This is a genomic window from Ruegeria aquimaris, from assembly GCF_025751555.1.
GTDB lineage: Bacteria > Pseudomonadota > Alphaproteobacteria > Rhodobacterales > Rhodobacteraceae > Ruegeria_B > Ruegeria_B aquimaris.
In genome coordinates this window covers 386,670-409,035 of the sequence record NZ_JAOWLB010000002.1, presented here as the reverse complement: position 1 = coordinate 409,035, position 22,366 = coordinate 386,670, and the positions used below count along the sequence as shown (strand labels likewise).

Annotated in this window: 26 protein-coding genes; 17 read left to right on the top strand and 9 right to left on the bottom strand. The window is 65.2% G+C overall.

Annotated elements, in window-relative coordinates; genetic code table 11:
• Window positions 1-141 precede the first annotated feature (141 nt).
• From OE747_RS04765 to OE747_RS04740, 6 genes are all read left to right on the top strand, one after another.
• The gene (locus OE747_RS04765; RefSeq protein ID WP_263827457.1) at window positions 142-828 is read left to right on the top strand and encodes a response regulator transcription factor; all 687 of its coding nucleotides are present in this window, start codon (window positions 142-144) and stop codon (window positions 826-828) included.
• Window positions 829-1,026: 198 nt separating this feature from the next.
• Complete coding sequence (locus tag OE747_RS04760) at window positions 1,027-1,815, top strand: exodeoxyribonuclease III (protein ID WP_263827542.1); 789 nt, start codon at window positions 1,027-1,029, stop codon at window positions 1,813-1,815.
• Window positions 1,816-1,911: 96 nt separating this feature from the next.
• Complete coding sequence (gene trxA / locus OE747_RS04755; protein WP_263827456.1) at window positions 1,912-2,829, top strand: thioredoxin; 918 nt, start codon at window positions 1,912-1,914, stop codon at window positions 2,827-2,829.
• A gap of 27 nt (window positions 2,830-2,856) precedes the next feature.
• Window positions 2,857-3,501, top strand: a complete 645-nt coding sequence (locus OE747_RS04750; RefSeq protein WP_263827455.1) for an LON peptidase substrate-binding domain-containing protein — start codon at window positions 2,857-2,859, stop codon at window positions 3,499-3,501.
• 29 nt (window positions 3,502-3,530) lie between these two features.
• The gene (locus tag OE747_RS04745) at window positions 3,531-3,686 is read left to right on the top strand and encodes a Trm112 family protein (RefSeq protein WP_404818295.1); all 156 of its coding nucleotides are present in this window, start codon (window positions 3,531-3,533) and stop codon (window positions 3,684-3,686) included.
• Complete coding sequence (locus tag OE747_RS04740; protein ID WP_263827453.1) at window positions 3,679-4,437, top strand: Stf0 sulfotransferase family protein; 759 nt, start codon at window positions 3,679-3,681, stop codon at window positions 4,435-4,437. Before OE747_RS04745 ends, OE747_RS04740 begins: the two co-directional genes overlap by 8 nt.
• Before the next feature lie 7 nt (window positions 4,438-4,444).
• Here the strand turns inward: OE747_RS04740 and OE747_RS04735 are convergent, their stop codons facing one another.
• A complete protein-coding gene (locus OE747_RS04735; RefSeq protein WP_263827452.1) occupies window positions 4,445-5,671 on the bottom strand; it encodes an FAD-dependent monooxygenase in 1,227 nt (408 codons plus the stop codon).
• 84 nt (window positions 5,672-5,755) lie between these two features.
• Here OE747_RS04735 and OE747_RS04730 point away from each other — a divergent pair, with 84 nt between their 5' ends.
• The 4 genes from OE747_RS04730 (at window position 5,756) to OE747_RS04715 (ending at window position 12,144) form a co-directional block, all read left to right on the top strand.
• Entirely contained in the window at window positions 5,756-7,084 is a 1,329-nt protein-coding gene (locus tag OE747_RS04730) for an amidase (protein ID WP_263827451.1), read from the top strand.
• A gap of 106 nt (window positions 7,085-7,190) precedes the next feature.
• Window positions 7,191-8,372: an aminotransferase class I/II-fold pyridoxal phosphate-dependent enzyme gene (locus tag OE747_RS04725; RefSeq protein ID WP_263827450.1), complete on the top strand. Its 1,182-nt coding sequence runs from the start codon at window positions 7,191-7,193 to the stop codon at window positions 8,370-8,372.
• A 14-nt stretch (window positions 8,373-8,386) separates the two neighbouring features.
• Window positions 8,387-11,509, top strand: coding sequence for a DNA translocase FtsK (locus OE747_RS04720; protein WP_263827449.1), 3,123 nt, complete (start codon window positions 8,387-8,389; stop codon window positions 11,507-11,509).
• Window positions 11,510-11,547: 38 nt separating this feature from the next.
• A complete protein-coding gene (locus OE747_RS04715) occupies window positions 11,548-12,144 on the top strand; it encodes a LolA family protein (RefSeq protein ID WP_263827448.1) in 597 nt (198 codons plus the stop codon).
• A gap of 9 nt (window positions 12,145-12,153) precedes the next feature.
• Here the strand turns inward: OE747_RS04715 and OE747_RS04710 are convergent, their stop codons facing one another.
• Window positions 12,154-12,744 carry a transglycosylase SLT domain-containing protein gene (locus tag OE747_RS04710; protein ID WP_263827447.1) on the bottom strand — a complete coding sequence of 197 codons (591 nt, stop codon included), beginning with the start codon at window positions 12,742-12,744 and terminating at the stop codon, window positions 12,154-12,156.
• A gap of 61 nt (window positions 12,745-12,805) precedes the next feature.
• On the bottom strand, window positions 12,806-13,687 hold the full coding sequence (locus OE747_RS04705; protein WP_263827446.1) for an AEC family transporter: 882 nt from the start codon (window positions 13,685-13,687) through the stop codon (window positions 12,806-12,808).
• A gap of 84 nt (window positions 13,688-13,771) precedes the next feature.
• On the opposite strand from OE747_RS04705, the gene hspQ reads away from it, so the two are divergent.
• Complete coding sequence (gene hspQ / locus OE747_RS04700) at window positions 13,772-14,098, top strand: heat shock protein HspQ (RefSeq protein WP_263827445.1); 327 nt, start codon at window positions 13,772-13,774, stop codon at window positions 14,096-14,098.
• Between the two features lie 28 nt (window positions 14,099-14,126).
• Here hspQ and OE747_RS04695 read toward each other — a convergent pair whose 3' ends face one another.
• The 3 genes from OE747_RS04695 to OE747_RS04685 form a co-directional block, all read right to left on the bottom strand.
• Window positions 14,127-15,704: a gamma-glutamyltransferase family protein gene (locus OE747_RS04695; protein WP_263827444.1), complete on the bottom strand. Its 1,578-nt coding sequence runs from the start codon at window positions 15,702-15,704 to the stop codon at window positions 14,127-14,129.
• 287 nt (window positions 15,705-15,991) lie between these two features.
• Window positions 15,992-16,435 carry an ATP-binding protein gene (locus OE747_RS04690; RefSeq protein WP_263827443.1) on the bottom strand — a complete coding sequence of 148 codons (444 nt, stop codon included), beginning with the start codon at window positions 16,433-16,435 and terminating at the stop codon, window positions 15,992-15,994.
• A 20-nt stretch (window positions 16,436-16,455) separates the two neighbouring features.
• The gene (locus tag OE747_RS04685; protein WP_263827442.1) at window positions 16,456-16,794 is read right to left on the bottom strand and encodes an STAS domain-containing protein; all 339 of its coding nucleotides are present in this window, start codon (window positions 16,792-16,794) and stop codon (window positions 16,456-16,458) included.
• 98 nt (window positions 16,795-16,892) lie between these two features.
• On the opposite strand from OE747_RS04685, the gene OE747_RS04680 reads away from it, so the two are divergent.
• Complete coding sequence (locus OE747_RS04680; RefSeq protein ID WP_263827441.1) at window positions 16,893-18,065, top strand: acetyl-CoA C-acyltransferase; 1,173 nt, start codon at window positions 16,893-16,895, stop codon at window positions 18,063-18,065.
• A 42-nt stretch (window positions 18,066-18,107) separates the two neighbouring features.
• Here the strand turns inward: OE747_RS04680 and OE747_RS04675 are convergent, their stop codons facing one another.
• Window positions 18,108-18,728, bottom strand: a complete 621-nt coding sequence (locus OE747_RS04675; protein WP_263827440.1) for a LysE family translocator — start codon at window positions 18,726-18,728, stop codon at window positions 18,108-18,110.
• A 4-nt stretch (window positions 18,729-18,732) separates the two neighbouring features.
• Window positions 18,733-19,098 carry a hypothetical protein gene (locus OE747_RS04670; RefSeq protein WP_263827439.1) on the bottom strand — a complete coding sequence of 122 codons (366 nt, stop codon included), beginning with the start codon at window positions 19,096-19,098 and terminating at the stop codon, window positions 18,733-18,735.
• 101 nt (window positions 19,099-19,199) lie between these two features.
• Between OE747_RS04670 and OE747_RS04665 the strand changes: the two genes are divergently transcribed.
• Window positions 19,200-19,796: a TetR/AcrR family transcriptional regulator gene (locus tag OE747_RS04665; protein WP_263827438.1), complete on the top strand. Its 597-nt coding sequence runs from the start codon at window positions 19,200-19,202 to the stop codon at window positions 19,794-19,796.
• A gap of 70 nt (window positions 19,797-19,866) precedes the next feature.
• A complete protein-coding gene (locus tag OE747_RS04660; protein WP_263827437.1) occupies window positions 19,867-20,319 on the top strand; it encodes a GAF domain-containing protein in 453 nt (150 codons plus the stop codon).
• On the opposite strand, the gene OE747_RS04655 is transcribed toward OE747_RS04660, so the two are convergent.
• A complete protein-coding gene (locus OE747_RS04655) occupies window positions 20,296-20,568 on the bottom strand; it encodes a DUF1294 domain-containing protein (protein WP_263827436.1) in 273 nt (90 codons plus the stop codon). The two genes, OE747_RS04660 and OE747_RS04655, sit on opposite strands and share 24 nt — an antisense overlap.
• A gap of 214 nt (window positions 20,569-20,782) precedes the next feature.
• Here OE747_RS04655 and OE747_RS04650 point away from each other — a divergent pair, with 214 nt between their 5' ends.
• Genes OE747_RS04650 through OE747_RS04640 form a run of 3 tightly spaced genes read left to right on the top strand, consistent with a single transcriptional unit; the run spans window position 20,783 to window position 22,361 of the window.
• Window positions 20,783-21,352, top strand: a complete 570-nt coding sequence (locus OE747_RS04650) for a helix-turn-helix domain-containing protein (protein WP_263827435.1) — start codon at window positions 20,783-20,785, stop codon at window positions 21,350-21,352.
• A 10-nt stretch (window positions 21,353-21,362) separates the two neighbouring features.
• Window positions 21,363-21,986 (top strand): LysE family translocator, encoded by a 624-nt coding sequence (locus OE747_RS04645; RefSeq protein WP_263827434.1) that lies wholly within the window; start codon window positions 21,363-21,365, stop codon window positions 21,984-21,986.
• Window positions 21,987-21,989: 3 nt separating this feature from the next.
• Window positions 21,990-22,361, top strand: coding sequence for a GFA family protein (locus tag OE747_RS04640; protein ID WP_263827433.1), 372 nt, complete (start codon window positions 21,990-21,992; stop codon window positions 22,359-22,361).
• Window positions 22,362-22,366 lie beyond the last annotated feature (5 nt).

Genomic DNA, 22,366 nt, shown 5'->3' with positions numbered 1-22,366 from the left:
GAACGTACCTAGTGTGTGATGGCAGAAATGTGAAACATAATGCTGACCAAAAACACGAGGGCGTGAAAGAATTGCAGCAATTCTTGCCGTTTGCGTGTGGCGTGCTCAACTGGTTGGAAACGAGATTAGGAGGAAGCCGCGATGGCGCAGCTCAAGAAGATCCTGCTGGTGGATGATGACGACGACCTGCGCGAGGCGCTGAGCGAGCAGCTGGTGATGACCGAGGACTTTGACGTGTTCGAAGCCGAAACCGGTCATTCCGCGACTGAACGCGTAAAAGAGGCGATCTATGACCTCATCATCCTGGATGTAGGCCTACCCGACACCGACGGGCGCGAGCTGTGCCGCCGGATGCGCAAGCAAGGCGTCAAAAGCCCGATCCTCATGCTCACCGGTCATGATGGCGACGCCGACACCATCCTTGGCCTGGATGCCGGGGCCAATGACTACGTCACCAAGCCGTTCAAGTTCCCGGTCTTGCTCGCCCGTATCCGTGCCCAGCTGCGCCAGCACGAGCAATCCGAGGACGCGGTGTTCCAGCTTGGGCCGTATACGTTCAAACCGGCGATGAAGATGCTGATCACCGAGGACGAGCGCAAGATCCGCCTGACCGAGAAGGAAACCAATATCCTCAAGTTCCTCTATCGCTCCAACGACGGCGTGGTGCCCCGCGACGTGCTGCTGCACGAGGTCTGGGGCTATAACGCCGGTGTTACAACCCACACGCTTGAAACCCACATCTACAGGTTGCGGCAGAAAATCGAGCCCGATCCGTCGAATGCGCGCCTATTAGTGACGGAATCAGGCGGTTACAGGCTGGTCGCCTGAGATATTTATTGATTCAGGTCAAAGAAACACCTGGATGTTATCTTTAGCCTGATACTTAACCCGTTCATGTCCGGGCAAAGACATGTACCTCCCTGTTGGACTGGCCGGGCCTCGTGCCCGGCCTTTTTTTGCGCGGGCCATGGACATCGGCGGGTCAGGCGATAGGTTCTGCCAGACCCGATGAAAGCGAGACGCGCCATGCCCTTTACCCTTGCCACCTGGAACATCAACTCGGTCCGCCTGCGCGAGCCCATCGTGTGCAAGCTCCTGGCCGAGGAAGGGCCCGACATCCTCTGCCTGCAAGAGATCAAGTCGCCCGTCGACAAGATGCCGGTCGAAAGCTTTGCCGAACTTGGATACCGGCACATCGTGGCGCATGGGCAAAAGGGCTATAACGGCGTTGCCATCCTGTCGCGCCTGCCGATCGAGGAAGTGGGGCGCGAGGACTTCGCGACGCTGGGCCATGCCCGCCACGTGGCAGCAAGGCTGGAAAACGGGGTGACCATCCACAATTTCTATGTCCCCGCCGGTGGCGATGTGCCCGACCGCGAGGTGAACGAGAAATTCGGCCAGAAGCTCGACTATCTGACCGAGATGCGCGACTGGTTCCACGCAAACAGCCCCGAGAAGTCCATTCTGGTCGGTGACCTCAACATCGCCCCGCGCGAGGATGACGTCTGGAGCCACAAGCAACTGCTCAAGATCGTGTCGCACACGCCCATCGAGGTCGATCATCTGGGCCAGGTGATGGAGGCGGGCAAATGGGTCGACATCACCCGCCAGGACATCCCCGAGGGGCTCTTGTATTCCTGGTGGTCCTACCGCGCCAAGGATTGGAGCGCCGCCGACAAGGGCCGCAGGCTCGACCACGTCTGGGCCACGCCCGATATCTCGAACGCGGGCCATTCCAGCCGCATCCTGCGCGACGCCCGCAGCTGGGAGCAACCCAGCGACCACGCCCCGGTCTTCGCCAGTTTCGACCTGTAGCAGGGTCAAATCTGACCCTGTGAAAGAACTGAGGTCTTGGTTTCCCCGCGCGTCAGGCGCATATAGGGGCCAAATCCGAACCGGAGAAGATATACGATGGAACTGCTGAATGGAGCGGGCGCCGCCCCCGCCGCCGATCTGATCAAGGACACGAACGAAGCCAGCTTCATGGCCGATGTGGTCGAGGCCAGCCAGACGGTTCCGGTGATCGTCGATTTCTGGGCGCCGTGGTGCGGCCCGTGCAAGACACTGGGCCCCGCGCTCGAGGCCGCCGTGACCGCCGCCAAGGGCGCGGTGAAGATGGTCAAGATCAACGTCGATGAAAACCAGATGATCGCGGGCCAGATGCGGATCCAGTCGATCCCGACGGTCTATGCCTTCCACAAGGGGCAGCCGGTCGACGGGTTCCAGGGCGCGCTGCCTGCCTCCGAGATCAAGGGCTTTATCGACCGGGTGGTCGCTGCCGCTGGTGGCGAGGCGCCCGGCGCCGCGCTGGACGAGGCGGTCACCGCCGCCGAGGAGATGCTGGAACAGGGCGCCGCTGCTGACGCGGCCGAGACCTTTGCCGCGATCCTGGGCGAGGAACCCGACCATGCCGGCGCCTATGGCGGTCTCGTGCGTGCCCATATCGCGATGGGCGATCTCGATCAGGCCGAGGCGATCCTGAACGGGGCGCCTGCCGAGATTTCGACCAAGCCCGAGCTTGAGGCCGCCCATGCCCAGCTGGAACTGGCCCGTCAGGCCGCCAATGCCGGACCGGTCGCAGAGCTTGCCGCCGCGGTCGAGGCCGACCCGGCCAACCATCAGGCCCGGTTCGATCTGGCCAAGGCGCTGCATGCCGCCGGTCAGACCGAACAGGCGGTGGCCGAGCTGCTGGACCTGTTCCGCCGTGATCGCGAATGGAATGACGGCGCGGCCAAGACCCAGCTGTTCACCATCTTCGACGCGCTCAAGCCCAATGACCCGATCGTGCTGAACGGGCGGCGGAAACTCAGCTCTATGATATTTGCCTAATCGCTGAACCGGACTACACTCGGATGCATGATGCAATCCGCTGACCTGCCCGAAACATTGGCCGTCTTTCCGCTGCCCGGGGCGCTGTTGCTGCCCCGGTCCCGGCTGCCGTTGCATGTTTTCGAACCGCGCTATCTCCAGATGCTCAGCGATGCGCTGAAGACACCGCAGCGCCTGATTGGGATGGTTCAGCCGAACCCCTGCCGCAGCGACGGCGGCAAGCTGCACCAGATCGGCTGTGCCGGACGGGTGACCCAGTTCTCGGAAACCGAGGACGGGCGCTATATGATCACGCTCACCGGCATCTCCCGGTTCCGGGTCAAGTCCGAGGTCGAGGGTTTTACGCCCTACCGCCGCTGCAACGTCTGCTGGAAAGGGTTCGACCGCGATCTGGAACGCGAATGCGAGGCCGACGCGCGCTTTGCCCGCGATCCATTCCTGCGCCTGCTCAAGCGCTATTTCTCGGCCCGCGATCTGGCGACCGACTGGGAAACCCTGTGTCAGGCCGATGACGAGCTTTTGGTAAACTCGCTGTCGATGCTGCTTGACTTCACGCCCGAGGACAAACAGGCCCTGCTTGAGGCGCCCTGCCTCAAGACCCGGCGCGAAACGCTGGTGACCCTGATCGAATTCGCCCTGCGTGGCGGCCCGGACGAGGATAAATTGCAGTGACCGACCCAAATACTGCCTTTGACCGCCGCATGCTCGAAGCGCTGGTCTGCCCGGTGACCCATGGCACGCTGGAATACGACGCCGGGGCGCAGGAACTGCTGTCAAGGTCCGCCCATCTCGCCTTTCCGATCCGCAACGGTATCCCGGTGATGCTGGTGGACGAGGCCCGCCGCCTGGATGACTGAAACGGCCGCGGCTTACATCCTCTGCGGCACGCCGCGCAGCGGCAGCACCCTTTTGTGCGGCTATCTCACCGACACAGGCGTGGCGGGTCAGCCCGATTCCTTCTTTCGCACCCAATCCATCGACTGGTGGGCGGAACATTGGGGCCTGCCGTCAGAATTGCGCCCGGGGACCGATGCGTTCCTCAGCGCCTATCTGGCCGCCACGATTGCCGAGGGGCGTGGCGATACCTCCGTTTTCGGCCTGCGCCTGATGCGCGAGAACCTGGGCGATATGTCCGCCGCGCTCGACCGCCTGTTTCCGGGTCTGCCGACCGACGCCGCCCGCATCGACGCCGCCTTCGGACCGACGCGCTATCTGCACCTGCGCCGCCGGGACAAGCTGGCGCAGGCGATTTCGCGCGTCCGGGCCGAGCAATCGGGGCTCTGGCACGTTGCCCCCGACGGGACCGAGGTCGAACGCCTCGCGCCCCATCGCGATCCGGTCTACGATTTCGACGCGATAGACCGCGAGGTAAAGGCGCTGGAGACCTATGAACAGGGCTGGGCCGACTGGTTCTCCGCGCAAGGCATCGTGCCGCTTCGCCTCGATTACGAGGATCTGGCGGAGGCACCTGAACGGGTCCTGCCCGCCATTCTGGTCCATATCGGACAGGAACCGGCCAAGGCACGCGGTCTGAAACCCACGGTTGCGCGCCTCTCGGACGCGCTCAGCGCCGAATGGGCCGCGCGCTATCGCGCGCAGGCCCGCTGACCGGGTTTCAGATCGGGCGGCCCTGCATCAGCTTGGGCAAGTCGCCGGTCAGCCCCGCCGCCTCGCGCACGAACCCGCGCCGCAGGCCAGGCAGTTTGCCCATCAGCCCCATGCCGAGGTCGCGACCCGCCCTCAGAATCGGATTGTCGTTGGAAAACAGCCGGTTGAACACATCGGTCGCCAGCGCCAGCGTGGCGGTATCGAACCGCCGCCACTGCTGATACCGCTCCAGCACCAGGAGCGAGCCGATATCCTCGCCCCGCCGCCGCGCCAGTGTCAGCACCTCGGCCAGTGCGCCCACATCCCGCAGGCCCGCGTTCAGCCCTTGACCGGCAATCGGGTGCATCCCGTGCGCCGCATCGCCCACCAGCGCCAGCCGTTCGGCGACAAAGGCATTGGCGACAGTCAGGTTCAGCGGATAGGTGAACCGCGCCCCTTCCAGCCGGATCTCGCCCAGAAAATCACCAAAGCGCGGGCGCAGGATCTCCAGATATTCCGACTCGGGCAGCGCGTTGATACGCGCCGCCGCCTCGCTCCGTTCGCTCCAGACGATGGAACTGCGATTGCCCGGCAGCGGCAGGATCGCCAGCGGTCCCGGCGGCATAAAGAACTGATGCGCGATGCCGTGATGCGGCAGCTCATGAGCAATGGCGCAGACCAGCGCCGTCTGGCCATAATCCCAGCCGGTGCGTTTGATGCCCGCGCGCGCGGCGGTGCCGCTCTTGCGCCCGTCGCAGCCCACCAGCAGCGCCGCCCGCCGGGTCGACCCGTCGCTCAGCGTCACCAAGACGCCGGTGGCGTCGACCTCTTGCGCCACCACCGACACGCCGTTCAACTGGGTGATGCTCGGTGCGGCGTCCATCGCCTCCAAGAGCGCGCGCCGCAGATACCGGTCCTCGACCATGTACCCCATCGGGCCTTCCTCGATCTCGGCATGGTCGAAATGCAGGAAGAACGGCGACGGTCCTTCGCCCGCATGACCGTCGGTCACCTTGATCTCCAGCATCGGCTGGGCATTGTCCGCGACACGCGCCCACACGCCGATGGCGGCCAGCAGCCGTTGCGAGGCCAGCGCCAGCGCATAGCCGCGCCCGTCGAACCCCGCATCGGCACGCACCGGCTCGGGCAGGGCATCGACGATGGTTACCGAATGGCCGTTTCCGGCCAGCGCCAGCGCCAACGCCGGGCCGTTCAGCCCGCCGCCCACGATCAGAATATCGGTTCTCTGTTCCATGCCGCGCAATATGCGCCTCGCTACGGGATTGTCCATGTGCAGTCCTGTCGCTACCGTCGCCACGACTCGCAGCGGGAGGATGACATGGGCGACTGGCTGAAGATGACGGCAAGCGGTCTGGGGCGCGGCATTGGCGCGGGGCGGATCGACCCGGTTGAACTGACCGAGTGTTATCTCGATGCCATCGACGCGCATCCGCAGCGTGACGCGATCTATGCCCGCGTCACACATACCCGCGCCCAGGCCGAAGCGCAGGCCGCCGCCAAACGCGCCAAACAGGGCCAGCGCCGGTCGCTGCTGGACGGCGTGCCGATCAGCTGGAAAGACCTGTTCGACACCGCCGGAACCGGAACCGAGGCAGGCTCGGCCCTGCTCAAGGGCCGGGTGCCCGACACCGACGCGCTGGTTCTGCGCAACGCCACCGCCGCAGGTTCGGTCTGCCTGGGTAAGACGCATATGAGCGAGCTGGCCTTCTCGGGGCTCGGTCTCAACCCGATTACCGCGACCCCGCCCAATGTGCATGATCCGAAATGGGTGCCGGGCGGCTCCTCCTCGGGTGCTGCCGCCTCGGTCGCCTTCGACCTGGCTGCGTCCAGCATCGGCTCGGACACCGGCGGTTCGGTGCGCATCCCGTCGGCCTGGAACGACCTTGTTGGTCTCAAGACCACATCGGGCCGGATCAGCCTCGAAGGTGTGGTGCCGCTCTGCCTCAAGTTCGACACCATCGGCCCGCTGGCCCGATCGGTCGAGGATGCGGCCGAGGTTCTGGCCCTGCTCGAAGGCGGCAAACCCGCCGATCTGCGCGGCGCCTCGCTGTCGGGCAAGCGGCTGGCGGTGCTTCAGACCGTGGCGCTTGACAATCTGCGCGACCCGCCCGGAACGGCTTTTGACACTGCCGTGCGCAAACTGTCCGAGGCCGGGGCCGAGATCGTGCCGCTGCATATCCCCGAACTGGCCGACGCGATGACCCTGTCGCCCGTGCTCTATACCGGCGAGGCTTATGGCCTCTGGCGCGACGTGATCGAGGCCAATCCCGGCGCCATGTATGCCGAGATCCTCGAACGCTTCCGCGCCGGGCGCAATTTCTCTGCCCCGGATTATGTCGCCGCCTGGGCCCGGCTCGACGCCGCCCGCGCGGCGTGGGACGTGGCCACCGCCGGGTTCGACGCGGTTCTGGCGCCCACCGCGCCGATCATGCCGCCGGACCGTGACCGGTTGATGCAGGATCATGACTATTACGTGAGCGAGAACCTGCTGGCTCTGCGCAACACCCGCATAGGTAACCTCATGGGGCTCTGCGCGCTCAGCCTGCCCACCGGAACACCGGGTTGCGGCCTGATGATGATGGGGCGCCCGGACTGTGAAGAGGCGCTGCTGCGCACCGGGGCCGCCGCCGAGCGCGCCTTGGCCTGAATGTCACAATTCCCTGCCATGGCAACGCTTTGTCTGGACGCAAGCGGGGTTCGTCTGTAATTTGGTCTCAAACGGGGCGCGATGATCCCGAGACGAGGCAGACCAGATGAATTTCCCCGAGCGGTTTTCGAACCTACCGGCCTATGCATTCCCGCGCCTGCGCGCGTTGCTCGACCATCATGCGCCGGGCGGCGAGGTCGTGCATATGACCATCGGCGAGCCCAAGCACGATTTCCCGGCCTGGGTGACGGACGTCATCGTCGAAAACGCCCATCTGTTCCAAAGCTACCCGCCCAACGAAGGCTCGCCCGCCCTGCGCGTGGCAATCTGCGACTGGATCGCGCGCCGCTATGGCGTGACGCTCGACCCCGAACAGAACGTGATGGCCCTGAATGGCACCCGCGAGGGGCTCTATAACGCCGCCATGGCGCTCTGCCCCGAGCAGAAGAACGGCCAGCGGCCCATCGTGCTGTGTCCGAACCCGTTCTATCAGGTCTATATGGTCGCCGCGATTTCGGTGGGCGCCGAGCCGCATTTCGTGCCCGCAACCGCCGCCACCGGCCATCTGCCCGATTACGCCAGCCTGCCCGCCGAGGTGCTGAACCGCACCGCCGTCGCCTATATCTGCTCGCCCGCCAATCCGCAGGGCGCGGTGGCCAGCCGCGATTACTGGGCCGAGCTGATCGGTCTGGCCGAACAATACGATTTCCGCATCTTCGCCGATGAATGCTATTCCGAGATCTACCGCGATGCCGCGCCGGTCGGAGCGCTGAGTGTGGCGCGCGACATGGGCGCGCATCCCGAACGCGTGGTGCTGTTCAACTCGCTGTCGAAACGCTCGAACCTTGCCGGTCTGCGCTCGGGCGTGATCGCGGGCGGGCCGGAAACGCTGAAACATGTCAAGCAGTTGCGCAACTATTCCGGCGCCCCGCTGCCTGGCCCGCTCCAGGCCGCCGCCGCGCGAGTCTGGGCCGACGAGGCGCATGTCGAGGAGAACCGCGCGCTCTACCAGGCCAAATACACAGTCGCAGATCAGGTCTTTGCCGGGGTGCAGGGCTACATGCCGCCCGAGGCGGGGTTCTTCCTCTGGCTGCCGGTCGACGATGGCGAGGCGGCGGCGCTCAAGGTCTGGCGCGAAACCGGCGTCCGGGTTCTGCCCGGCGCCTATCTGGCACAGGGTAAACCGGGGCAGAACCCGGGCGAGAATTACATAAGGGTCGCAATGGTGGCCCCAAAAGAAGAATTGCAGCGCGGGCTGATCAAGCTGCGCGACTGCATCTATGGCTGAGGTTCGAGGGTAGCATGGCATCATACAACGCACGCAGTCGGGATCCGCTTCTGGACAGCAACCTGCAAGCCGCGATCGAGCGGCGCGGGAAAGAGTTGCTGGGCATCGCGCTGATCGTTCTGGGTCTGGCCGCGGCCGCGATGGTCGGCTCCTACACGCCGGATGATCCGAACTGGATGGTCTCAACCGAGGCGCCGGTGCAAAACTGGACCGGCCGTTTCGGCGCGTCGATTGCCGCGCCTCTCTTCATGATCGTCGGCTGGGGTAGCTGGGGCCTGCCGCTGGTGCTGATCGCGTGGGGCATGCGCTTTGCCGTGCACCGGGGCGAGGATCGCGCCGTTGCCCGCCTGATCTTCATGCCGATCTGGATCGCTGTCGTGTCGATTTATGCTGCCACCCTGGTTCCTGGCCCGGAATGGCGCGCCACCCACAGCTTTGGCTTGGGCGGCCTGTTCGGTGACACGGTGATGGGCGCGATGCTTACGCTGGTACCGGTCGGATCACATCTCATGGTCAAGCTGACCTCGCTGGCCATGGCGGCGGTAATGCTGACGCTTGGCGTCTTCGTGCTGGGCTTCACCTGGCCCGAGGTCAAGCAGGGCGCCCGTCGCGTCCTGGTGGGGCTTATCCTGATGTATGGCGGGCTGATGACCCTGCTGGGCCGCAGCGCGACCGCCTCGCTCAGCGCCGCGCGAAGCTACAAGGAAACCCGCTCGGAGCGCCGCGCAACCGCGCGGCTGGCCGCTCAGGAAGCCGCCGCGCTCGCCGTACAGGACTACCCCGAGGAGGAAGAGCTGGTCGAAGACCTGCCGCCACCCCCGGCCGCGGTTCAGAAACCCTCGCTGCTGGCCCGCATGCCGACGCTGATCCGTCGGCCGGAACCGATGCCGCAACCCGAGCTGGTCGAACCCGTGCCGGTCAAGGGATACGACACCATGCCCGGCGCCGACCGTATCCAGTCCAAGATTGCCGCCGCCGTGCGCAGCCGCAAGGAGGCGACCGGCGTCGTTGCGCCCGCGCCCGATCCGGCCCGCCCGCTGACCAAGGGGCGGGGGCGCGGCCCGGACCCGCTCGTCCTCAACACCAACCGCCACGGCAGCCTTCCAGCCGAACCGCCGATCACCGCGCGCGCGCCGCAACCCGAGCCGCAACCCGCGACACAGGCGGCGGCGCGGTCCCCGTCGCTTGGACCGGCGGTGCCGCAGCCGCGCGCCGCGCCCGTCGAACCACAGGTTCGCGCCGCACCAGTTGCACCGCAGGTTCGCACTGAACCTGTCGCACCGCAGGCGCGCACTGCACCAGCTGCACCGCAGGCGCACGTCGCGCCCACGCCGATCCATCCCCCCCGACATGTCGAACCGGTCCTGATGCCCGAATGGGTCGAGGACGAGGTGACCGACCCCTTCGACGCCTTCGAACCGGCCGATCACGTCCCCTCGGAACCCTTGCCACAGGCACAGCCCCAGCCGCGCCAACCCGCGCCGCAGCCGATGGCCAATATCCCCGCCGCGCAGCCGCGCAAGGCGGTGGTGGAACAGCCGCTGCGCCGCAATTTCGCGCCCTCGCGCCGCGCCCAGGCCGAGGCGCAACCTGCGCTGGCCTTTGACGACCGTGCCACGGCCTTTGAACTGCCGCCGCTCAGCCTGCTGACCAGCCCGACCAGCATCCAGCGCCACCACCTCAGCGACGAGGCGCTCGAAGAAAACGCGCGCATGCTGGAAAACGTGCTGGACGATTATGGGGTTAAGGGCGAGATCGTCTCGGTCCGTCCCGGCCCCGTTGTCACCATGTACGAGCTGGAACCGGCGCCGGGCCTCAAGGCCAGCCGGGTGATCGGTCTGGCCGACGATATCGCGCGGTCGATGTCGGCACTTTCGGCACGGGTCTCGACCGTGCCGGGCCGCTCGGTCATCGGTATCGAACTGCCCAACGAGCACCGCGAAAAGGTGGTGCTGCGCGAAATCCTCGCCTCCCGCGATTTCGGCGACAGCAACATGAGCCTGCCCTTGGCGCTGGGCAAGGATATCGGTGGCGACTCGGTCGTGGCGAACCTTGCCAAGATGCCCCACCTGCTGATCGCCGGCACCACAGGTTCGGGTAAGTCGGTGGCGATCAACACCATGATCCTGTCACTGCTTTACAAGCTGACGCCCGCCGAATGCCGGCTGATCATGATCGACCCCAAGATGCTGGAACTTTCTGTCTATGACGGTATCCCTCATCTCCTCTCCCCCGTGGTGACCGACCCGAAAAAGGCCGTCGTCGCCCTGAAATGGGTGGTGGGCGAGATGGAGGACCGCTATCGCAAGATGTCCAAGATGGGCGTCCGCAACATCGAGGGCTTCAACGGCCGCGTCCGCGAGGCACTGGCCAAGGGCGAGATGTTCAGCCGCACGGTGCAGACCGGCTTTGACGACGAGACCGGCGAACCCGTGTTCGAGACCGAGGAATTCCAGCCCATCCCGCTGCCCTATATCGTCGTCATCGTCGACGAGATGGCCGACCTGATGATGGTCGCGGGCAAGGAGATCGAGGCTTGTATCCAGCGTCTGGCCCAGATGGCGCGCGCCTCGGGCATTCACCTGATCATGGCCACCCAGCGCCCCTCGGTCGACGTGATCACCGGCACGATCAAGGCCAACTTCCCCACCCGGATCTCCTTCCAGGTGACGTCAAAGATCGACAGCCGCACCATCCTGGGCGAGATGGGCGCCGAACAGCTGCTGGGGCAGGGCGACATGCTCTACATGGCGGGCGGGGCCAAGATCACCCGCTGCCACGGCCCCTTTGTCAGCGACGAAGAGGTCGAGGAAATCGTCAACCACCTGAAACAGTTCGGCCCGCCCGACTATATCGGCGGCGTGGTCGAAGGCCCGGACGAGGACAAGGCCGACAATATCGACGCCGTGCTGGGGCTGAACACCGGCGGCAACACCGATGGCGAGGACGCGCTTTATGACGCCGCCGTGGCCATCGTGATCAAGGACCGCAAATGCTCGACCTCCTACATTCAGCGGAAACTTGCCATCGGCTATAACAAGGCCGCTCGGCTGGTCGAACAGATGGAGGACGAAGGCGTTGTTTCACAGGCCAATCATGTGGGCAAACGCGAAATCCTGGTACCGGAACAGGGATGATCTTTCGCCGCGCCCGGCGAATGCTTATCTGGGGTGACATGAAACGGATTGCAATCGCACTTGCGCTGACCCTGGTCGCGCCGGCGGCCTGGGCGGCGGACAAGCTGCCCCTGGCCGAGATATCGGATTACCTGAACGGCCTGAAAACCGTTCAGACCACCTTTACCCAGATCAACGACGACGGCTCGCTCAGCACCGGCAAGCTGTGGCTGCAACGGCCCGGCCGGATGCGGTTCGAATACGACCCGCCCGACCAGTCGGTGGTGCTGGCCAAGGGCGGCACCGTGATCATCCACGACCCCAAGTCGAATCAGCCGCCCGAGCAATACCCGTTGAACCGTACGCCGCTGTCCATCGTGCTGGCGCGGACGGTGGATCTGGACCGCGCCAATATGGTGGTGGGCCATGCCTTTGACGGTACCGCCACCGTGGTCACCGCACAGGACCCCGAGAACCCCGATTACGGGCGTATCGACCTCAGCTTTACTGGTGATCCGGTGGAACTGCGCAAATGGGTGATCCATGATGGCGCCGGATCGCGCACCACGGTGATCCTCGGCCTGCTGACCAAGGGCAACAGCCTGAACCAGAACCTGTTCATCGACGGCCAGCCCGGCGTCTCCGCCAGCCGCTGACCGCCGCGCTCAGTTCCGGAACCGGCGACAACTCGCCAGCTGAGAGCCATACATGTCGGCGCGCGCGGCCACCTGATCCGAGACCCGCAGCAGCCACGACTTCGCCTTGTGCGAGCCGCGTGCATACCCGGCATGGCCCTCGTGATAGGCCAGGTACTGGTTGCGCGCGTCGGTGAGCGCGATGCCATTTTTCTCGCGCGTCTTGTTCATGTACCAGCCGATGAAATCCGAGGCATCCTTGATCCGGTCGCGCTTGGCGCTGCGCCGCCCGGTTTCCTTGCGGTACTGATCCCAGGTGCCGTCCAGCGCCTGGCTGTAACCGAACGCACTGCTCTGCCGCCCGACCGGAATCACCCCCAGCACGAACTGATGCGGCGTGCGGGCATCGCCGCGATAGCGGCTTTCGTAATAGATAGTGGACATCTGAACATGCACCGGAACGCCCCATTTGCGCTCGGTCTGCTTGAATGCCTTGATATATTCCGGCCGCTGCGCCGCAATGCTGCACGCATCGTCCAGATTGCTCGGCGGCGCTTTGGCCCCGCCGCCACACGAGCCAAGCACCAGCACTGCCGCCAGTGTAAACAGAGATCTGCTCATCTGCCTCTTGCCTTTTTTCTTGCATTCTAACGCATCCCGAGGCGCGATGGAATCACATTCGCTAGAGCACCAGGGCCAGAACCAGCGGCAAGGCGGCAACCGAGATCAGGGTCGAGACCATGACCATGCCAGCCACCGTATCGGCATCGGCCTCGAACCGTTCGGCCAACACATAGGAGGTGACGGCGACCGGGGCGCAGATCTGCACCACCAGTACGCCAAAGGCTATGCCCTCGAGGCCCATGCCCACCGCCACCGCCCAACCGAGCGCGAAACACAGCGCCAGCTTGACCAGCGACAGGATAACCGCCCGCGAGACGTTTTGTGTGGTCATGCGCGCGATCGCCACGCCCAGCGTGATCAGCATCAGCGGCACCGCCATCTGGCCGATCAGCTCCATCGCATTGGTCAGGAATCGCGGCGTCTGCCAGCCCTGCCACAGGAACAGCGCCCCCAGCAGCGTTGACCAGACCATCGGCTCGCGCACCACCTTGGCCAGCGATCCGCGCCCGGCGACCACGTGAATGCCGTAGGAAAACGACCAGAGCGCCGAGACCGAGAAGAACACGATGGCATAGCCCAGCCCGGTCTCGCCAAAGGCAAAGATGCACAGCGGCAGGCCGAGGTTGCCGGTATTGCCGAACACCAGCGGCGGCAGGTAGGTGCGGCGGTCCAGGCGAAATGCGCGCAGGCCCAGCTCGACCGTCACCGACAACAACAGAACGGCCCCGATCACCGCCACCGTAAACCGCACAAGATCGCCGCCGGGAATCTCGGTCTTCATCAGGGCGGTAAAGATCAGACAGGGTACGGCAAGCGTGGTGGCCAGCCGGGTGACGAACTGGGTGCGATACTCGAACCCCATCCGGACCCAGCCGAACCCGACGGCGGCCAGCAGAAACACGGGCGCCACGATCTCAAGCACTGTCAAGGCAAGGTTCACAGACTGTTTCCCTTAATTTTCGATCAATTGTTGGACATGGACCGGTGATTGGCGGTAAAAGCAATGCTCAGGGGCTGAAAGACAATGTTGAAAACACACGCCAAATATCATTTGGGGCAAGTGGTGCGCCATCGCAAACACCCGTTCCGCGGTGTGATCTTCGATGTCGACCCGGAATTCTCCAACACCGAGGAATGGTATCAGGCCATTCCCGAGGAAAGTCGACCGCTGAAGAATCAGCCGTTCTATCATCTTCTGGCCGAGAACGATCAAAGCTATTACGTGGCTTATGTTTCCGAACAGAACCTCGTTGTGGACTATTCCGGCGAGCCGGTGGACCACCCTGACATTCCCGACATGTTCGGCCCGTTCCAGGATGGATCCTATCCCTTGCATTTCCAGCTGAACTGATCCTGCCCCTCTGCCGGGCAGGACCTTATCAGTACCCCAGTGCGCACCCGTCCTTGCGCGGATCGCTGCCCGCTGTCAGCACGCCATCTGCCCCGATTCGAATCGCCTGCGCGCCGCCCAGCGGTTCGTCGGGGATGATCACCTTGTGGCCCATCTCGGCCAGCGCCTGCCGCACCGCATTGGAGTAGCCGCGTTCAACCTTCAACACATCCGCATCGGCAAAGGCGCGCGGCATGTCGATGGCGGCCTGCGGATCCATCCCGAAATCCACCAGGTTCGAGGTGAAGCGCGCGTGCCCGGTCGGCTGATAAGCACCGCCCATCACGCCAAAGGGCATCTCGACACGACCGTCGCGGCACAGCATCCCCGGAATGATCGTGTGCATCGGCCGCTTGCCGCCCGCTATCTCGTTCGGGTGCCCCTCTTTCAGCGTGAACCCCGCGCCCCGGTTCTGCATCAGGATACCGAATTTCTCCGACGCGATACCCGAGCCGAAGCCGTGGTAGATCGAATAGATCAGCGACACCGCCATCCGGTCGCGATCGACCACGGTGATATAGATCGTGTCCTTGTGCACCGCCTCGGTCAGCGGCGGCGCCGCCGCCATGGCGCGTTTCGGGTCGATCAGCGCCGCCAGCCGCGCCGCCGTTTCCGGCGCCAGCATATGGTCCAGCCGCGTGGTGTGATCGGCATCGGCAATGAACCGGTTACGGGCGTCATAGGCCAGCTTGGCGGCCTCGGCCTCGATATGGACACGTTCGGCCCCCAGCGGGTCCATCCCGGCGATGTCGAAATGCGACAGGATGTTCAGCAACAGGATCGCGGTCGCGCCCTGGCCGTTGGGCGGATGCTCGACCAGATCGACCCCGGCATAGGACCCTGCCACCGGGTCTGTCGGGGTGCAGGCGGTGGCGGCGAAATCCTCGACCGTGTGCACTCCGCCCAGCGCGTTCAGCGCGGCGACCATGTCTTCGGCCACTTCGCCGGTGTAAAACGCATCGCGGCCGTCGCGCGCGATGCGGCGCAACACCTCTGCCTGCCCGGGCGCTGCAAACATCTGCCCCGGTTTCGGGATCGTGCCACCGGGCAGGAACCAGCTCCGGGCCGCGCCCTGCAACACCTCGGCATCGCTGACCCAATCCGCCGCCACACGCGGGGCCACCGGTACGCCCGCCTCGGCATAGCGGATCGAGGGTTCCAGCACCGCATCGAGGCCGATGCGCCCCTCGGTCGCGCAGAGATGACAGAAGGCGTCGATGGCACCGGGGACGGTGACCGCCTCGGGCCCGGTCAGCGGCACTGCTGCCAGTCCCCGCGCCCGCAGCGCGGCGGCGCTGGCCGCCGCAGGCGCCCGGCCCGACCCGTTCATCGCGCGGACCTTGGTTTCGCCCGGCCGGTTGTAAAGCACAAAACAGTCGCCACCGATTCCGGTCATCTGCGGCTCGCAAATGCCCAGCAGCACCGCGCCCGCAATTGCCGCATCCATGGCGTTGCCGCCGCGTTTCAGGATTTCGATCGCGGTCTGGGCTGCCAGCGGGTGCGAGGTGGCGCACATGCCATTGGTGGCAAAAACCGGCGATCTGCCCGGCAGATGAAAGTCGCGCATCTGTTTGATCTCCTTCAGGTCCCGCCGACACTAGTCTGAGCGCGGGCAAAGTCCAATCCGAAGAGCAGACAGCGGTCGGGACCGGTGCGGGGCAGGATGTCCGGAGGAGGAGAATGCGTCAGGGCGCGTGCGCCCCTTGCATATAGTCCTCGACGTTGCGCACTGGGTGGGGGCTGTAACGCGCAACGTCGAGGGAAGCCATATGCAGCTACAGGATCTGTATGCCCCCGCATTGCGGCATGAATTCGGATCAATTGCGGCCAAACTTGGGCATTTACAAATTTTCGTCAGGTCTCCGGCTTTTCCGGCAGGTCGAACCGGAGCCACAGCAGGTTCTTGTCGCCGCGGCGTTCGTATTTGATCTCGCTGGCCAGTTGCCGGATCAGAAACCAGCCGAAACCGCCCTCGGGCAGATCCTCGGGTTCGACTGGTTCGCCGCTTGGCAGATCTCCGCCCGGCATCGGGCGGCCGCGGTCGTGAATGCGAATCTCCAGCCTGTCGGCGCGCAGATGGCAGGTGACATGGATCTGCCCCGCCTCGACACCGGCATAGGCATGCTCGACCACGTTGTTGATCGCCTCGGCCAGCGCGATCTCGACATCGCCTGTCCGCTCTTCCGAAATGCCCTGCTGGCGCAATTGCCCGGCGATGGCGCAGAGTCCGTCTCGGGCTTCCAGATCGTTGGCGCTGAAAGTCACGAGGAACCCTGCCCGATCCGTGTCCAAAGTCACGCTGTCATTCTCCCAACAGATTACTTCTGCCGCGCGGTCAACGCCTCGTCGAGCGTGGCGAAAAGGTTAAAGACGGTATCCATGCGGGTCAGCCGGAACACCTTGTCGACCACCGGCGTCAGGCCCGCCAGTTCCAGACGGCGTTCGCCACCCATCTGCTTCATCGCCGCGACAATGGCACCCAATCCGCTGGAATCGATGAATTTCACCTGCGACAGGTCCAGCACGACCCGCTCTGGCCCGGCCTCGGTCTCGCTGCGCATGTCCTCCTTGAACTGGATCGCCATCGCCGCGTCGATCCGCTCGACATTGACGGCAATGATCCGTGTGTCACCGGATACGGTGCTGGTCAGACTCATACTCCCCCTCCTCGGGTGGCTACTTTTCGCCGCACGAGGGTAGACGGCAATTCTTACCATTCGGTATTCAGGCGCAGAGCTTTCCTCAGGAGGACAGGATGAAAGAAGTTGTCATCGCCGGTGCCGCGCGCACACCGATGGGCGGGTTTCAGGGCATGTATGACGGCGTCAGCGCCGCCGAACTGGGCGGCGCCGCGATTCGTGCCGCGCTGGCCGGGGCAGGGGCCGCCAGCGTGGACGAGGTGCTGATGGGCTGCGTCCTGCCCGCCGGTCAGGGCCAGGCCCCCGCGCGCCAGGCAGGCTTTGCCGGTGGCCTCGGCGAAGAGGTGCCCGCCACCACGCTCAACAAGATGTGCGGCTCGGGCATGAAGGCGGCGATGATCGCCTTTGACCAGATCGCGCTGGGCCACACCGACACCATGATCGCCGGCGGGATGGAGAGCATGACCAATGCCCCCTACCTCTTGCCCAAGATGCGCGGCGGCGCCCGCATCGGCCATGGCCAGGTGATCGACCACATGTTCCTCGACGGGCTCGAGGATGCCTATGACAAGGGCCGCCTGATGGGCACCTTTGCCGAGGATTGCGCCGAGCATTACCAGTTCACCCGCGAGGCGCAGGACGAATATGCGCTGCGCTCGCTGCAAAACGCGCTGGATGCGCAGGCGTCCGGCGCCTTTGACGGCGAGATCGCCGCCGTCACCGTCAAGACCCGCAAGGGCGAGGTGGTGACCGATGCCGACGAACAACCCAAAAGCGCCCGGCCCGACAAGATCCCGACGCTGAAACCCGCCTTCCGCAAGGATGGCACCGTGACCGCGGCCAATGCCTCGTCGATCTCGGACGGTGCCGCAGCCCTGGTGCTGGCCTCGGCCGAGGCCGCCGCCGCCCAGGGCCTGACCGTGCGCGCCCGTATCCTCGGCCATGCCAGCCATGCACAGGCGCCGGGATGGTTCACCACCGCCCCGGTTCCGGCCGCCAGGAAGCTGCTCGCCAATATCGGCTGGAGCGTCGAGGATGTGGACCTGTGGGAGGTGAACGAGGCCTTTGCCGTGGTGCCGATGGCCTTCATGCATGAACTGGGCCTGTCCCGCGACAAGGTGAACGTCAACGGCGGCGCTTGCGCGCTGGGCCACCCGATCGGCGCTTCGGGCGCGCGGATCATGGTGACGCTGCTCAATGCGCTGGAAAAGCGCGGGCTGAAACGCGGCGTGGCCGCGATCTGCATCGGCGGCGGCGAAGGCACCGCCATCGCCATCGAGCGGGTCTGATCCGTTCGACAGGACACGCGCCGGAGCGATCCGGCGCGTTCCTCAGACCTCGGCGCGGCGCATCAGGGCCAGCGACCCGGCAACCCCGATCATCGCCAACCCACAGAACCGGCCCAACCACTGCCCCACCACGCGCCTGCCCTGGTGCCGCGAACAGGCGCCAACAGCGGCATAAAGGCTCATCACCAGCAGATCCGTCGCCACGAAGAGCGCCGCCAGCACCAGATACTGCCGCGCCGCAGGCTGGGTGGGGTCGATGAACTGCGGCAACAGGGCGGCAAAGAACAGATAACCCTTGGGGTTGGTGACTGCGACCAGAAAGCTGCGGCGAAAGACCGTCGTGGCGCGCTCCTGCGGGGCGCTCTCCATCGCGCCGGGCCGGGCCGCCCCTCGTATCAGCCGGAACCCGAGATAGGCGAGATAGGCCACGCCCGCCAATTTCACCAACCCGAACAGCAGGGCCGAGGCACTCAGCACCGCCCCCAGCCCCAGCGCCGCCGCCGTGATCAGCAGGACATCCGACAGGGCGGCGCCCATGATCCCCGGCACCGCGCCGCGCATGCCGCCCCGCGCCCCGTTGCCCAGCGCCAGCAAGACGGTCGGCCCGGGGGTGGTGATGGCGGCAAGGGCGGTCAGCAGGAAACCGGCAAGCATCAGGTCCATCGGATCAGGCCCCTTGCCGCGACAGTGCAGGGAACAGGCGCACCAGCACGGTGATTGCGGCCAGTTGTGCCGCGATCACGGCGGGCCAGATCAGCGGGAACTGCGGGTCGAGGTATTTCTGCGGCCCGAACGAAACCAGCGCACCCAAAACGACGAGCAGGGCCATCACCCGCCCGGCGCGGCTATCGCCCAGCACAATCGCTGCAACCGCTGCCGAGACCGAGGCGCCGATAAACGGCCCGATGCCAAAGAGCGGCGTTGCGATGGGCGGGTGCGGTGGCACCCCGGCATAGAGCGCGGACAGCATGATCAGCTGCAACAGGATCAGCACCACAAGGGCGGCAAGGCTGGGGCGGTCGGTCTGGGTCATGTCATTCTCCTGAATCGGTGTCATTGAAATGCGTAATTGTGATTACGGTTGCTGGTATCCGTAATTTGAATTACGGTTCAGGTCAAGCGAAAGGATACGCAATGAAGGACAACAGCCGCGCCGACCGCCAGCAGCAGATCGAGGAAGCGGCCTATGCCCTGCTCGAACAAAAGGGCTATGCGGGCACCTCGATGCAGGGGATCGCGCGGCTTGCACGCGCCTCGAACGAGACGCTCTACAGCTGGTATGGCGACAAGCAGGGCCTGTTCCGGGCACTGGTGATCCGCAACGCCGCCGAGGTGCGCGCGCAGCTCGAGGCCGATCTGGCCGCCGCGCGCCCGCCCCGTGATACCCTGGCCGCGCTGGGGCCGCGCCTGCTGTCTCTGTTGCTGGGTGACCGGGCGGTGGCGCTGAACCGGGCCGCCGCCGCCGACCCAAGTGGCGAGCTGGGCACGCTGATCGCGCAATCGGGGCGTGACAGCGTGATGCCGCTGATCGTGCAGGTGCTAAAGGCGGCGCGGGACGAGGGCCTGTTGCGTTTCGACGATGCCGGTGCGGCGGCGGGCCTTTACCTCGATCTGCTGGTGGGCGACCAGCAGATCCGCCGGGTGATCGGGCGCCTGCCCGCCCCGTCCGAGGCCGCGTGCCAGTCGCGCGGCGTGGCGGCAGTCACGCATCTGTGCCGCCTGCTGGGCTAGCGCGCCTCTTGCCTTTGCCCGCGCGCCACGCGATAGGCTTGTTTCACGCCAGACCCAGCGGAGCCTCGCCATGACCGTTGACTACAATACCCTCGCCAAGACCATCGCCGCCCTGACCGAGGGCGAGACCGATCCGGTGGCGCTGATGGCCACGATCACCTGCGAGGTGCATCATGCGGATAACCGGTTCAACTGGACCGGTTTCTACCGGGTGACCGAGCCCGGTGTGCTCAAGATCGGCCCCTATCAGGGCGGCCACGGCTGTTTGCGCATCCCGTTTGAAAAGGGCGTCTGCGGGGCCGCGGCGCGGACCGGTCAGGTGCAACTGGTGCCGGATGTCGATGCCTTTCCCGGCCATATCGCCTGCGCCTCCTCGACCCGGTCGGAACTGGTGCTGCCGGTTTTTGATCGGACCGGCGCGCTGATTGCGGTGTTCGACATCGACAGCGACCTGCCGGATGCCTTCACCGAAGAAGACGCCACCGCGCTGGGCGCGATCCTAAAGCAGGTCTTTGCCCAGTAGGATCACCAAGGCGGTAATCTGAAACAGCACGATCGACCACAGCCAGCGGCCAAAGGGCTGCTTGCGGGTCTTGTGCTGGAACAGCCAGCGCGACAACAACGCCGCCGGGCTGCCCCCCAGTGCTGACAGCCAGAGCAGCAGATGCTCCGGCACCCGGCCCCGGTTCCAGCGCGCACAGAGCTTGTCCCAGGCAAACAGCGCCACCGTCAGCCCGTTGAGGACCCAGAGATAGAGGATCGCGTTCCACATGGACGGGTCTTAGCGTTTGCCCGGTTGGAGATGCAAGGACCCGGGGCAAAAGGGGGCTCTGCCCCCGCCGCCGCAAGCGGCGACTCCCCCGGAGTATTTGCTGCAAAGTGAAAGGGCCTTTTCTGGGTTTCGTGAAATTTATGTTGAGTTTTTCACGAGAATCACGTCATCATGAAATTCTACAGTGATTTTTCACGAAGCTTGGGAGGCGCCGGTGAATACGCAAGCCCCGTCCAGCGCGACGCTTGGCGCCGATCTGCGCGCCCTGCGCAAGGCGCGCGGGCTGACGCTCAGCGAGATCGCGACGCGGCTGGGGCGCTCGGTCGGCTGGCTCAGCCAGGTGGAGCGCGACATGTCCGAACCCTCGATTTCCGATCTGCGCCAGATCGCGGGTTGCCTGGGCGTGCCGATGTCGATGCTCTTTGCCCATGCCGCCGCCCCGGCCGAGGAACAGGGTTATGTGGTGCGGGCAGGCGCGCGGCGCCCGATGGGCTCGGGCGAGGAGGGACTGATCGAAGAACTCTTGTCGCCGGACCTGACCGACGATTTCGAGATGGTGCATTCCACCTTTGCCCCGCATTCGCGGATGCAGACCCCGGCCAACCGCCCGACGCAAGAGGTGGGCTACATGCTGTCGGGGCGGCTGGAGCTGACCATCGGCGGCCGTCAGTTCTCGGTCGGGCCGGGTGACAGTTTCCGCATCCGCCACGAACCCTATCAATGGGCCAACCCCCATGACGAGCCCGCCGTGGCCGTCTGGGTGATCGCGCCACCGGTCTATTGAGGGCGCGGTCATGAGTTTCGAAGCCTGGACCATCTTCGCGCTGTTCTGGATCCTGTTCACCGCCACGCCGGGGCCGAACGCGGTCAACTGCATTTCGAACGGGATGAGCCTGCCCTTTGGCAAGGCGCTCTTGGGGGTGCTGGCGATCCTGACCCAGGCGAGTGCCTTTCTGCTGCTCTCGGCCCTGGGGGTGACGGCGCTGATCACCGCCTCGCCCAGCCTGTTTCTGGTGGCCAAGCTCGCAGGCGCCGGGTTCCTGATCTGGCTGGGCATCCGGGGCTGGCGCAATGCGGCGAAACCCGTGCCCACGGCGGTGCGCCCGGCGCGCCATGTCTATCTGCACGCGCTGGCCGTTGCCACGATCAACCCCAAAAGCGTGGCGGGCTATCTCGCCGCATTCTCGCAATTCGTGCAGCCAGATGTGCCGATCTGGCAGCAGATGAGTGTGATCATGCCCACCGCCCTGATCATCACCGCGCTTTGCTACACCACTTTCACGCTCTTGGGCGCCCTCATGGGCCGCGCGGCGCTGGGCGCGGTGTTCAGCACCTGGCTGCGCCGGGCCATGGCGCTCTGTTTCATCATCTATGGCGTGTTGCTGGGCACCAGCAGCGCACCCGCAACAAGGGGTTAGAGCATGATCAAAGGTTCCTGCCTGTGCGGCGATATCCGCTACGCGACCGAAGCCGCGCCGCAGGGCGCCTCGATGTGCCATTGCGGCCAGTGCCGACGGCAATCGGGTGGCGTCTGGTCCTCGGCCTTTGTGCCCGAGACGGACCTGACCATCACCGGCCCGGTCAGCTGGTTTGCCGCCAGCGACAGCGCCAAACGCGGCTTTTGCGCCCGCTGCGGCGCGTTCCTGTTCTGGAAGGCCAATGACGAGGACACGATCAGCTTTTCGCTGGGCTCTGTCGATGGCCCCACAGGTCTGCGCCTGACCAAGCACATCTTTGTCGCCGACAAGGGCGACTATTACGACATCGCGGACGATGCGCCGCACAAGGACTAGGGAGT

What these genes read in the sequence shown, in the direction of transcription:
- OE747_RS04765 (WP_263827457.1), top strand. Translation starts at nt 142, where the DNA reads ATGGCGCAGCTCAAGAAGATCCTGCTGGTGGATGATGACGACGACCTG.
- OE747_RS04760 (WP_263827542.1), top strand. Translation starts at nt 1,027, where the DNA reads ATGCCCTTTACCCTTGCCACCTGGAACATCAACTCGGTCCGCCTGCGC.
- trxA (WP_263827456.1), top strand. Translation starts at nt 1,912, where the DNA reads ATGGAACTGCTGAATGGAGCGGGCGCCGCCCCCGCCGCCGATCTGATC.
- OE747_RS04750 (WP_263827455.1), top strand. Translation starts at nt 2,857, where the DNA reads ATGATGCAATCCGCTGACCTGCCCGAAACATTGGCCGTCTTTCCGCTG.
- OE747_RS04745 (WP_404818295.1), top strand. Translation starts at nt 3,531, where the DNA reads ATGCTCGAAGCGCTGGTCTGCCCGGTGACCCATGGCACGCTGGAATAC.
- OE747_RS04740 (WP_263827453.1), top strand. Translation starts at nt 3,679, where the DNA reads ATGACTGAAACGGCCGCGGCTTACATCCTCTGCGGCACGCCGCGCAGC.
- OE747_RS04735 (WP_263827452.1), bottom strand. Translation starts at nt 5,671, where the DNA reads ATGGAACAGAGAACCGATATTCTGATCGTGGGCGGCGGGCTGAACGGC.
- OE747_RS04730 (WP_263827451.1), top strand. Translation starts at nt 5,756, where the DNA reads ATGGGCGACTGGCTGAAGATGACGGCAAGCGGTCTGGGGCGCGGCATT.
- OE747_RS04725 (WP_263827450.1), top strand. Translation starts at nt 7,191, where the DNA reads ATGAATTTCCCCGAGCGGTTTTCGAACCTACCGGCCTATGCATTCCCG.
- OE747_RS04720 (WP_263827449.1), top strand. Translation starts at nt 8,387, where the DNA reads ATGGCATCATACAACGCACGCAGTCGGGATCCGCTTCTGGACAGCAAC.
- OE747_RS04715 (WP_263827448.1), top strand. Translation starts at nt 11,548, where the DNA reads ATGAAACGGATTGCAATCGCACTTGCGCTGACCCTGGTCGCGCCGGCG.
- OE747_RS04710 (WP_263827447.1), bottom strand. Translation starts at nt 12,744, where the DNA reads ATGAGCAGATCTCTGTTTACACTGGCGGCAGTGCTGGTGCTTGGCTCG.
- hspQ (WP_263827445.1), top strand. Translation starts at nt 13,772, where the DNA reads ATGTTGAAAACACACGCCAAATATCATTTGGGGCAAGTGGTGCGCCAT.
- OE747_RS04695 (WP_263827444.1), bottom strand. Translation starts at nt 15,704, where the DNA reads ATGCGCGACTTTCATCTGCCGGGCAGATCGCCGGTTTTTGCCACCAAT.
- OE747_RS04685 (WP_263827442.1), bottom strand. Translation starts at nt 16,794, where the DNA reads ATGAGTCTGACCAGCACCGTATCCGGTGACACACGGATCATTGCCGTC.
- OE747_RS04680 (WP_263827441.1), top strand. Translation starts at nt 16,893, where the DNA reads ATGAAAGAAGTTGTCATCGCCGGTGCCGCGCGCACACCGATGGGCGGG.
- OE747_RS04675 (WP_263827440.1), bottom strand. Translation starts at nt 18,728, where the DNA reads ATGGACCTGATGCTTGCCGGTTTCCTGCTGACCGCCCTTGCCGCCATC.
- OE747_RS04670 (WP_263827439.1), bottom strand. Translation starts at nt 19,098, where the DNA reads ATGACCCAGACCGACCGCCCCAGCCTTGCCGCCCTTGTGGTGCTGATC.
- OE747_RS04665 (WP_263827438.1), top strand. Translation starts at nt 19,200, where the DNA reads ATGAAGGACAACAGCCGCGCCGACCGCCAGCAGCAGATCGAGGAAGCG.
- OE747_RS04660 (WP_263827437.1), top strand. Translation starts at nt 19,867, where the DNA reads ATGACCGTTGACTACAATACCCTCGCCAAGACCATCGCCGCCCTGACC.
- OE747_RS04655 (WP_263827436.1), bottom strand. Translation starts at nt 20,568, where the DNA reads ATGTGGAACGCGATCCTCTATCTCTGGGTCCTCAACGGGCTGACGGTG.
- OE747_RS04645 (WP_263827434.1), top strand. Translation starts at nt 21,363, where the DNA reads ATGAGTTTCGAAGCCTGGACCATCTTCGCGCTGTTCTGGATCCTGTTC.
- OE747_RS04640 (WP_263827433.1), top strand. Translation starts at nt 21,990, where the DNA reads ATGATCAAAGGTTCCTGCCTGTGCGGCGATATCCGCTACGCGACCGAA.